Source organism: Listeria aquatica FSL S10-1188, assembly GCF_000525795.1.
GTDB classification, from domain to species: domain Bacteria; phylum Bacillota; class Bacilli; order Lactobacillales; family Listeriaceae; genus Listeria; species Listeria aquatica.
The window spans coordinates 192,693-203,815 of sequence record NZ_AOCG01000011.1; the positions used below are offsets into that span (position 1 = coordinate 192,693).

The window sequence follows — 11,123 nt, forward strand, 5'->3', positions numbered from 1 at the left end:
CGATCTCACTAAAATAAAGCTTCTAATTTCAAATTCAAAAAAAAGCCTGCTTAGAAATGGCTCCTAAACAGGCTTTTTCACTATCTTAACTTTTTTCATCTAGCAAGTGACTATCGCTGAATTTTACTTTCGCTTCGTATTCTGGCGTTTTCCATTTCAATTTTCTTCCAATCGCTTTTTCATCGCTCCTAAAAAGTAGTTCACTCCCCTTTTTAAGTAGCGGAATCGCGATGATGACACCCACAAGCGTCAAAATAGCAATAAACGCAACAAAAAAACAAACTGAGACTCGCCGCAATCACAAAAGCTTTCTTCAAGAAATACCCAAGATCAAAACTTTCTTCCATCTTCATCAGCTCCTCACATTTACTTCTATACTCATCATATCACGAAGCAAAAGAAGGAAGCGACTGCTAGCCCTTCAGGATTTCGTCGCGAACAAATTGCGCAAGTCCGCCAGCATCATTATCCGTCGTGATAAAGTCTGCTTTTTCTCGTGCAAGCTCAATCCCGTTTCCCATCGCAACACCGACTTTTGCGAGTTCGATCATGCCAACATCATTTTCGTTATCCCCAAATGCAGCCGTTTCCGCAAGATCGAGATAGCCATGTTCCGCTAGGTAGCGCAAACCATGAGCTTTATCAATTCCCTTGTTCATAATATCCACCAAGTTTTTCCCAGAGGACATCACAGACAAATCAAATCGATCCAAGGCATCTTTCACTTTCTTGCGCTTATTTTCATCTTCATCAACTGCCAAAATTTTAAGCGGAAATTCACCTTCACTAAGCTCTTCAAGCGGTGTTTTCGTGAGCGTGATCGGCACTTGTTCATTTTCTGGAAGCTGCTTATTTTGCTCATTAAAGAAAGCAATTTTCCCAGTATTCGAAGGCCCCAAAATTCGCTCCGTTGTGTAAATATGGTAATCGACTTCTAGCTCAGCAAGCACGGCGAGAACGGCTTCAATCGTTTCGCGCGCCAAACTACTTTTATATAAAATTTCTCCCGTTGTAAAATCGCGAACGAGCCCGCCGTTACACGAAATCACTGGAAGTGTGATTTTTAGTTCATGAATAAACGGTAAAATTGCCAAATCCAGCCGTCCTGTTGCCAAAAAAAAGTTTTTTTTCCGGCTTTTTGCCAGTCCAAAAGAACCGCTTTGTTGTTCGCTTCTATCTGATCTCCTTTAGTGACAAGCAGCGTTCCATCCATATCCGTTACAATCGTATTTATCATTCTTTTACACGTCCTTCTTTCAGGTTCAGTCTACTCGAATTATAGCCCGAAATGACCAGTTTGTCACGCCTGCTTCTCGTTAATATGCTATAATAAAGCCAAATTTTCAAAATCTGGAGGTCATTCTTTTGCGCAACTGCCTAAAAATCCTTTTCCTTACTGCTCTGCTTTTTCTCGTAGCCGGTTGTTCCAAGCCAGAAACACTCAAAGCGCCAGATTCCGTCAATTTGAGTAACACCGTCCCGATCATTCTTGTCCATGGGAGCGGCGGAAATGAGCACACGCTTGATGAAATCAGCGAAAACCTACAAGATAAATACCATTTTTCGAACGAGAAACTAGAGGTTTTAATTAGCTCGAAAGGCGAGCTCTCGTATCGGGGAAAACTGACCAAAAATGCGAAACATCCTATTATCGCGGTGGCGTTTGAAGACAATGAGGCTCCTATTAGCGACTGGGCAAAGTGGCTCCGAATTGCGACAGACGACCTTGAAAAGCACTTTAAGTTCAAGAAAATGGATGGCGTGGGCTATTCAAACGGCGGCTTAGCGCTTTCCGCTTACGTACAGGGCAATCAAGCAACTCCGCGTTTTCAAAAAATCATCACACTTGGGGCACCATTTAACGACTTAAGTGAGGAAGACAATGCGGGCGGAGCCAATTTTAAAAAAGGTTGCGCATCAAACAGCAATGCTCAAGAATTTTCTATCCAAAAAGAAGCAAAATCCAAGCGATTTAGAGTTTCTTTCGATTGCTGGCATTTCAGATGCTGAGCACAATACAGACAGCGTTGTCCCGCTTCAAAGTGCACTTTCTTCGCGACTCATTTTTGACAACATCCACGTATACATGGAAAAAATCGAACGTGGCGAAGAAGCAAGTCATCATACCATCTATAAATCTGCGGAGTCCATCCAACTCATTTACTGGTTCCTAGCCAAATACACCTCCCCAGAAAAAAAACGTATATCAACTGGCCAACTAAAAACTGCAGCTCTATCTTAGAGCTGCAGTTTTTAGTTTTCTATCAAAATTCGTTCTGGACGGCTATAAATATTCATGGTTTCATCTCGGATAAAACCAACAGCAGTAATTCCCAGTTCCTCTGCCATTTGAATTGCGAGTTCTGTCGGAGCAGAACGAGACAAAATAATACCGCATCCAATTTTAGCAGTTTTCACTAAAATCTCTGAAGAAATCCGACCGCTGAAAATCACAATTTTATCATTTACGCTCATTCCTGCTTCCAAGCAGTACCCATAAATCTTATCGAGCGCATTGTGCCGCCCAATATCCATCCGCGTAAGCAAGACTTCTTCTGCCGAACACAAACCGGCATTATGCACTCCGCCTGTCCGGTGAAACGTCTGCGAAGCTTCCTCAAAGTCCATCATCAATCGAAAAATCGTTTCCGGCTTTAGGCTAATCGAAGTCTCATTAAAGCTTTCAAGCAAGGATGCATCCGATTGAAAATAGAAATTTTCACGCGATTTCCCGCAACATGAGGTAATATAACGCTTCGCACGATATTTCGCATTAAATTTGTTGACAAAATTCGCCGTCACATAGGCATGCCCCGTTGATTCTACAATTTCAATTTGATCCACATCTTGTATGCCACGAATGACACCTTCTGAAGTTAAAAAACCAATGACCAGATCTTCCAAATACTCCGGTGTACAAACAATCGTAACGAGCTCTTCTCGGTTCACATAGATAGTCAGCGGGTATTCCACCGCAACAAGTGCTTCTTGATCACGCTTCACTTCCCCGCGTTCATAACGAACCATTTTTTCGCTTGCACTTGTCTCCATCACGCTCCTCCTTTCAAGAAAAGACCCCCAAACAAAATTGACTTGGAGGCCCTCTTCGTTATTTTAATCCTTTACCCATTTCCTTCAGAAAAGCAATACCATAACGTAATGCCCGGTTCACATCTGGATCTTTCATCGCCTTCATTAAACCGAACACTCCAACAATCGATTCATCTTTTGCCGCTTTATCTGCCTCACTCGCAGCACTTTTCATTTGACCAATCATCGCTTCCGTTTGCTCAGGTTTCGTTTCCGTAAGCAATTGACCTGAAATCATCAAATTATTGATCGCATTCGTCGTTGGTTCTTTGCGCCATTCATTTAAGAAAGTTTTAGCGATATCTTCTTTCGCTTTCATTGCACTGTTTACTGCTTCAAGCGCTCCAGCATCGTGAAGCAATTTAACAAACTCCAAAATTTCTTTAAAGCCCGACTCATCTTGTGCGATAGTTTGTTTTAGTTCTTCTAATTGTTCCGCTTCCTTTTCTTCCGGAGAAGGTGAAACATCACGAATTTTTGAAATTGGTTCAGCCATTTTCTTTCTCTCCTTTACAACCGCAGCTTCCGCCACAAGCACAATTCACTTTTGAAATTGGAACATAGTCATTTCGTTTCCATTTCCGTTCTACTTCCACACCTTGTTGCGGATAACGTTTGCGGTTCCGCGGATTATGATCAGGAAGTGGGTTTTTACCTTCTTTTTGCAACACTTCCATCGCAACTTTCGTTTGTTTGAACGCTGGTGTCTTCGTACGAACATCTCCCGTACTACTTGTTAGCAAGTTTACAGCCGTTTCACTACTTACAGAGTGCATTGGCACATAGACTTCCTTGCCTTTCATCCGGTCCGTTACAACCGCGCGCAATTTAATATGTCCATACGGCGAGCTTAGACGAACGAGCGAGCCACTTTCAACGCCACGTTCTTTTGCAAGTTCTGGCGAAACCTCAACAAATACCTCTGGAAGTTTATAATCCAGACCCTTCGATTTGTCCGTCAAGTTCCCTTCATGGAACTGCTCTAGCAAACGCCCATTATTGAGCTGCAAGTCATAATCATCCGGGAATTCAATTGGCGGTACATAAGGAAGTGTCGAGAATTGCGCTTTTCCATCAGGGAAATTAAATCTTTCCTTATAAAGAAGCGGCATATCTTGACCCGTTTCATCAACCGGCCACACTAAACTATCAAAGCCTTGCATCCGGTCATAACTTACGCCACGGAAAAATGGTGCAAGACTTGCAATTTCGTCCATAATTTCGCTAGGGTGACTGTAATTCCAGTCCGCTCCACAAGCACGTGCTACTTCTTGCGTAATCCACCAGTCAGGTTTCGAATCACCAAGCGGCTTCATAACTTCATATAGACGCTGAACCCGACGTTCTGTGTTCGTAAACGTTCCTTCTTTTTCAAGGGAAGGCGAAGCCGGTAAAACAATATCAGCAAATTGCGCCGTTTTTGAAAGAAAGACATCTTGTACGACAAGAAACTCAAGTTTTGCGAGTGTATCTTGAACATGATTCGAGTTTGAATCCACCCAAGCCATTTCTTCACCAACTAGATACATACCGTGCAACGTACCTGCTTCAATCGCATCAAGCATTTCGTTGTTTTTCAGACCTGGAGTTTCCGAAATCGAGACCCCATATTCCGCTTCAAAGCGAGCTCTTACATCAGCATCACCAATTGGTTGCACGCCAGGAAGTACATTTGGAAGTGAACCCATATCACAAGCACCTTGAACATTATTGTGTCCGCGAAGTGGGAATGCCCCTGCTCCATTTCTTCCGTAGTTTCCGGTAACAAGAAGTAGATTTGAGATAGCAGATGAAGTATGCGAACCAGCAATATTTTGCGTAACGCCCATTCCCCAACAAATTGAAGTCCCATCTGCTTCGTGAACCATTTCGGCAATTTCTTTGAGCGTATCTACAGAAAGTCCCGTTTCTTGTTCCGCATATTGCAACGTAAACGGTGCTAAGAATTCCAAATACTCATCCACATTCGAAATACGTTCATTCATAAAGGCTTCATCATGCCAACCTTGGTCAATGATGTACTTCGCGACCGCCGTTAACCAAACAAAGTCCGTTCCTTGTTTTGGTCGAACAAATTTATCTGCTCGTTCTGCCATTTCGTGTTTACGCAAATCTGAAACAAACAGTTTTGCACCATTATATTTGTGCGCCCGCTTGATTCGACTCGCGATAACTGGATGCCCATCCGCAGGCGAACAGCCAACAAGCATGATTAGTCCTGCCGATTCAATATCTTCAACCGTTCCCGAATCTGCCCCGATTCCAACTGTCCGAGTAAGACCATCAGAAGCCGGCGCTTGGCAGTACCGCGAGCAGTTATCCACATTATTCGTTTCAAAAACTTGGCGCGATAACTTTTGCACTAAATAGTTCTCTTCATTTGTAGTCTTCGAAGAACTGATGAATCCAAGTGCATCACTGCCATATTTTGCTTGAATTTCCCGCAACCTCGTTCCGATCGTTTCAAGCGCTTTTTCCCAACTAACCGGTACAAATTCGTCACCTTCCCGCATGAGTGGTGAAGTTAGACGTTTCTTGTCATTCACAAAGTCCCAGCCGAACTTCCCTTTCACACAAGTTGCGAACTTATTGACCGGACCTTCGCCTGTTGGTTCCACTTTCAAAATTTTACGATCTTTCGTCCAAACTTCAAACGTACAACCCACACCACAGAACGTACAAACCGTTTTCGTTTTCTTCGTCCGTGTATCACGCATCGCCGCTTCAACTTCAGAAACCGCAAAAACCGTTTGATAGTTCGGTTCCACTTTTTTCACAAGATCAATCATCGGATCAAGTACATCTTCGTCTATCCCCGTCATAAATCCAGCCTGCCCGAGCATGGATTTCTCCATCATCGCGTTACAAGGACAAACCGTTGAACACAGCCCGCAAGAAACGCAAGATGAGAGATTCGCCGGTTTATCATCATCCCAGATCACTCTTGGCTGATCTCTTTCCCAATCGATCGATAGCGTTTCATTTACTTGAACACTTTGGCAAGCTTCCACGCAGCGTCCACAAAGAATACACTGGTCTGGATCATAGCGGTAAAACGGATGCGAAAAATCATTCAGGTAGCCTTTTTCGCGATAAGGGCGCGACTGCCCTTCAACACCCAAAAGTTCCGTTGTATTATGTACACGACAATTCCCGTTATTATTATCGCAAACCGTACAGTACAACAAATGATTTTCCAAAATTCGGTCCATCGCTTCTAGCTGGGCATCCGTTGCTTTTTCCGAATCCGTTTCAATTTGCATTCCTGACTTAAATTCAGTACTGCACGCGCGCATCAATTCGCCGTCCACTTCGCACATACAAGTATCGCAAGACTGGATAGGTCCCATTTGCTCACTATAGCAAATATGCGGATGTTTTATTTCTTGTTCATTCAGATAGTCTAAAATTCGTTGCCCTTCATCCACTTCATGAGGCTTCCCGTTAATCTGAACGGTGATTCTTTCTGCCATAAAAGCTCCTCCTCCTTACTATTTAAGAAAACGATTACATGCTTTTTATTATATCAGCTTTTATGTGAATTATACAGTAAAAACTTAATTGAGAACGCTTATCAAATAGCATGATATAGCCAATTTCGCCATCTTGAGTGATTGTTCAAATAAAAAAAGCTGCAACCGGGAATATATACCCGATTACAGCATTTTTCTAACTATTTTCCGAAAAAATCTTTGACGTTGTTTAACAAATCAGTAGGTGAGCCTAGCTGTTCCCCGATAGAATTTTTCACTTCATCCACCTTGTCGCTAAGACCGCCCGTTATTTCACTTGGATCAACTTGTTCAACAGTTTCCGTCACTTTATCCGTACCTGCTTCAACTTGATTCGTCACTTCGTCTGCGCTTTCCGAAATTTGTTCGCCAGTGCCACTGAGGAATTCCGAAAGCTTATCCCCGGCCAAGTTTTTCAATTGATCAAACAGCGGCATAAAAACGCCTCCTTCGATTTTGTTTGCCATCAGCATAACACAGAATTCGAAGTTTCTCATTCCTACAGACGATTTGTCAAACAACTTTAATAAAATTTACAATCCCTTAGCAAACTACTATTTTTCACTTAGTTCCACTTCACGCTTCATCGTAGCTTCCACACTGTGCATCACACTCGCAACAAACGCATCGTCCATCAGCGAGCTCACACCAGCAATCGTGGTTCCTCCTGGCGAGCAAACCTGATCCACGAGTTCATACGGATGCGTTTCGCTTTCGAGCACCATTTTAGCACTCCCAAGAACCGCTTGCGCCGCAATTTCAAGCGCCTGCTTCTTAGAAAGTCCTGCTTTAACCCCTGCACGTGCAAGCGAGTCAATAAAAATATAAATAAATGCAGGTGAACTTCCAGCAAGAGCCGCAAACGTACTGAAATCTTTTTCAGGAATACGCGCCGTGCTCCCTACCGCAGCAAAAATCTCCTCAACATTTTGATAGTCTTCCGCGCTCACAAATTCGTTCCCGCAAACCCCAGACATAGATTCGCCAATTGTTGCATTTACATTAGGCATAACACGAACAATGCGCATTTTCTCTCCGACAAACCCCGCCAATTGTTCCAGACTAAGTCCAGCCGCAATCGAAACCATAAGTGGGCGCTTCGATTCAAAAGCCGATTTCAAATCCGGTAAAATCAGTTCAAATACATAAGGCTTCACTGCCACAACGACAATATCAGCTTGTAAAACTAAATCCTCAGAAGCATCTAGCACCTTCACGCCAGTTTTTCTTGCAAAGTCTTCTGCCTTTTCCTTCGTACGATTAAAAATCAAAATATCTTCTGCGGGCATTTCCTTCACGAGGCCGCTAATAATCGCTTGCGCCATATTTCCAACGCCGATAAATCCTATTTTCATTGTTTTCCGCTCCTTTCGATGTATCCAGTAAAAATATAGCATTCTTCCACAAAAAACGCACCCTTAAAGGGTGCGTTTTCCACTTATTTTGCTTCAAATTTTTGTACAACAGTTGCCGGCTTCCGGTCTCTCACTAAAAAGCTAAGCAACCATCCAAGTACAGCAAAGGCCGCAGAAACAAAGAACGCCGCAGTCATTCCACTTAAACTAGCATCTGCCGCATGTTGCGCGTAACTTTGCGGATTCGTTGCAAGAAGCGATTTTCCTGGCATATGATCCTTTGTTACATTTGTCAAAACCGTAATCATCAGCGCCGTTCCAATCGAACCAGCAATTTGCCGGATCGTATTATTAACCGCCGAGCCATGATTTATCAAATGATTAGGCAAAGCATTCATCCCCGCTGTGCTTACCGGCATCATTGCCATCGAAATCCCTAAAAAGCGAATTGCATAAAATAGCATTACATGCCACATTGGCGTATCTGCCGTAAGAAACATAAACGGTATCGTTCCCGCCGTTAAAATAGTTAAGCCAATAATCGTTAGCCAACGAGCCCCGATTTTATCAAAAATAGCCCCTGTAATCGGACTCATAACTCCCATCAAAAGTGCACCTGGAAGCAAAAGCAATCCAGATTGTAACGCCGTTTCCCCGCGAATACTTTGAATATACAATGGAAGCACAATCGAAGTTCCGATCATAGCCATTGTCACAATCGAACTAATAATTACCGAAAGTGAAAACATCGGGTACTTAAAGACACGAAATTCCAAAATTGGATTATCAATTTTCAATTGTCTCCAAATAAATAACGCAATTACAATTACCCCAACAATCAAGGTCGCAACTACAATTGGGTCTCCCCAGCCATCATTTCCGGCTGCACTAAATCCATAAAGAAGTGATCCAAAGCCAATAGACGAGAGCACAATCGAAAAGAAATCAATCTTAATGTCTGTTAACGTCACAACTTTTTTCATACCAAAGAATGACAGCAAAATATCAACAATTGCAATTGGAATAAGAACCCAAAATAAAACTCTCCAATCAAAACTATCTACAATCCATCCAGATAGCGTTGGTCCAATGGCTGGAGCAAATGCCATGACGAGTCCCATAATTCCCATCGCTGCTCCCCGTTTATCTCTTGGAAAAATTAAAAGAAAAATAGTTTGCAATAGCGGCATCATAATTCCCGCACCAGCCGCTTGAACAATCCGTCCAATCAATAGCACCGAAAATGATCCCGCAAGAGCAGCAATCAATGTACCTGTGGCAAAAACAACCATCGCAGTGATAAATAAAATTTTCGAATTTATTTTTTCAATCAATAGCGCCGTAACTGGAATCATAATCCCATTTGTAAGTAAAAAGGCCGTTGTCAGCCACTGCCCAGTTGCTGCTGTAATTTTTAAATCATCCATAATCATCGGTAGCGCTGTAGCAAGTAGCGTTTGGTTCAGCACAGCCACAAACGCACCAATGACCATCGTTACCACCAATAGAGTTCGATTAAACGGTTTTCCGTTAGCATCTACTGGATTTCCTTCTGAAATTGCGTTCACGTAGACTTCCCCTTCCCAAATAGCATTTCTGTGAATATTAGTAGTATAATTCAATAATACTAGTTAGTCAAGAAAAAATGACCATGCAGTCAATTTATAATAATTCATTAATTTGTGATTCAAGTTTGCTTATTTCATTTTCCAAGTTCTTGGGCACTTGTTGTTTTAAATATAAAATGGCACCTTGAATAATAAAGCTTCGTGGAGTTTCCTTATTGTTTAATTCAGCTAAAAGAGCATTTAAAGTTTCCTTAAGCTGCCACTTATCCGAATCAGCAATTTGTCCGGCATCAATTTTCATCAGCAAGTCTTCCACCAAATTTTTCAATTTACCCATCCGCCGTTTCTTGAGTGACAAGTGGTCAGGCGTAAACCCATCCATATCTTCATCTGTGAGTACAATTTCTTTCGTCCTAACGACATCCTTCACAATAACTTCCATCCGATTCATCACATAGTCTACAGCTTCAGGAATCCTTGCCCTTTCTTTATTGCGTTTGCTTGAAACAAATACAAAAAGAAGAATCATTCCCGTTAACATCATTGCAAGATCATTCAAATAAGGTTTGGTATCTTTCCCATATACTAGTAGCATCTGTTCCTTTATCCATTTAACACTTTTCGAACGCACACTAAGAAGGAATTGATTAAAGTCATCATCAAGTGTAGCTTGAGAAAAACTAATATTTAAAATTTCCGCATTTTTGATATGGAATTTCACCAGCAGTTCAATACAAGTTTTGAACTTTTCTTTTTGGGTCTTATCTTCCTCTTGCATGATCTGATCTAACCTCTGGTACAGAACCGAATACTCTTGTTTAAAAATTGTAATAGCCAGTTCTTCTTTTGATGTAAAATAATTATAAAATGTTCCCTTGGAAATTTCACTGGCCTCCACGATATCAGTCACAGAAGTTAATAAATAACCTTTTTTTTCTAAAAATTGTTTTCGCTTCACTTATAATTCTCCGTTTTTTATCTTTCAACTCTTCATCTCCTCAAGATAATTACACCCTAAGTATAGTAAAAATAAACACATAGTTCAAGTTAATGCCAAATAAAAAGACATTCCTGTTAAGAATGTCTTTATCCGATGCCGGCTGCAAGAGTCGAACTCGCGACCTACTGATTACAAATCAGTTGCTCTACCAACTGAGCTAAGCCGGCACAATCATGTAAAAGCCACTTGCCGGGCTTGAACCGGCGACCTCTTCCTTACCATGGAAGCGCTCTACCAACTGAGCTAAAGCGGCAAAACAAGGCCAGATATACAAAAAAAATGGCTCCACAGGTAGGACTCGAACCTACGACCGATCGGTTAACAGCCGATTGCTCTACCACTGAGCTACTGTGGAACAATAACACCTTGCCCGGCGGCGACCTACTCTCACAGGGGGAAGCCCCCAACTACCATCGGCGCGGAGAAGCTTAACTACCGTGTTCGGGATGGGAACGGGTGTGACCTTCTCGCCATAGCCACCAGACAAGGAATATGAAAGAACGTCGTTCTCTCAAAACTAGAGAAGAAAAGCGTGTGAACCAGAATCTGAAAGTTCTTTTTAAGGTTAAGTCCTCGATCGATTAGTATTTGTCCGCTC

Annotated in this window: 7 protein-coding genes, 3 tRNA genes, 1 rRNA gene and 3 pseudogenes; 1 reads left to right on the top strand and 13 read right to left on the bottom strand. The window is 42.2% G+C overall.

The annotated features are described in order from the left end of the window. Window positions 1–85: 85 nt before the first annotated feature. Both MAQA_RS08970 and MAQA_RS08975 read right to left on the bottom strand, forming a co-directional pair. Window positions 86–347, bottom strand: a pseudogene (locus MAQA_RS08970) (hypothetical protein). A 66-nt stretch (window positions 348–413) separates the two neighbouring features. After that, window positions 414–1,237 (bottom strand): annotated as a pseudogene (locus tag MAQA_RS08975) (HAD family hydrolase). 227 nt (window positions 1,238–1,464) lie between these two features. Between MAQA_RS08975 and MAQA_RS08980 the strand changes: the two are divergent. After that, a pseudogene (locus MAQA_RS08980) lies at window positions 1,465–2,242 on the top strand (alpha/beta hydrolase). Window positions 2,243–2,253: 11 nt separating this feature from the next. On the opposite strand, the gene fdhD reads toward MAQA_RS08980, so the two are convergent. The 11 genes from fdhD to rrf form a co-directional block, all read right to left on the bottom strand. After that, the gene (gene fdhD / locus MAQA_RS08985; protein ID WP_036073254.1) at window positions 2,254–3,051 is read right to left on the bottom strand and encodes a formate dehydrogenase accessory sulfurtransferase FdhD; all 798 of its coding nucleotides are present in this window, start codon (window positions 3,049–3,051) and stop codon (window positions 2,254–2,256) included. A 58-nt stretch (window positions 3,052–3,109) separates the two neighbouring features. After that, the gene (locus MAQA_RS08990; RefSeq protein WP_036073257.1) at window positions 3,110–3,586 is read right to left on the bottom strand and encodes a helical membrane plugin domain-containing protein; all 477 of its coding nucleotides are present in this window, start codon (window positions 3,584–3,586) and stop codon (window positions 3,110–3,112) included. Then, window positions 3,579–6,563, bottom strand: a complete 2,985-nt coding sequence (gene fdhF, locus MAQA_RS08995) for a formate dehydrogenase subunit alpha (protein WP_036073259.1) — start codon at window positions 6,561–6,563, stop codon at window positions 3,579–3,581. Before fdhF ends, MAQA_RS08990 begins: the two co-directional genes overlap by 8 nt. A gap of 200 nt (window positions 6,564–6,763) precedes the next feature. Further along, window positions 6,764–7,039 (bottom strand): hypothetical protein, encoded by a 276-nt coding sequence (locus tag MAQA_RS09000; RefSeq protein ID WP_036073260.1) that lies wholly within the window; start codon window positions 7,037–7,039, stop codon window positions 6,764–6,766. A 117-nt stretch (window positions 7,040–7,156) separates the two neighbouring features. After that, window positions 7,157–7,957 (bottom strand): pyrroline-5-carboxylate reductase, encoded by an 801-nt coding sequence (gene proC / locus MAQA_RS09005; RefSeq protein ID WP_036073261.1) that lies wholly within the window; start codon window positions 7,955–7,957, stop codon window positions 7,157–7,159. Between the two features lie 83 nt (window positions 7,958–8,040). Continuing rightward, window positions 8,041–9,525, bottom strand: a complete 1,485-nt coding sequence (locus tag MAQA_RS09010) for a DHA2 family efflux MFS transporter permease subunit (protein ID WP_036073263.1) — start codon at window positions 9,523–9,525, stop codon at window positions 8,041–8,043. 94 nt (window positions 9,526–9,619) lie between these two features. Beyond that, entirely contained in the window at window positions 9,620–10,483 is an 864-nt protein-coding gene (locus tag MAQA_RS09015) for a TetR/AcrR family transcriptional regulator (RefSeq protein ID WP_077913589.1), read from the bottom strand. A 136-nt stretch (window positions 10,484–10,619) separates the two neighbouring features. Next, window positions 10,620–10,692, bottom strand: a tRNA-Thr gene (locus tag MAQA_RS09020). 13 nt (window positions 10,693–10,705) lie between these two features. Next, a tRNA-Thr gene (locus MAQA_RS09025) sits at window positions 10,706–10,778 on the bottom strand. Between the two features lie 27 nt (window positions 10,779–10,805). Then, window positions 10,806–10,880 (bottom strand) — tRNA-Asn (locus tag MAQA_RS09030). A gap of 13 nt (window positions 10,881–10,893) precedes the next feature. Then, window positions 10,894–11,009 (bottom strand): 5S ribosomal RNA (gene rrf, locus MAQA_RS09035). Window positions 11,010–11,123 lie beyond the last annotated feature (114 nt).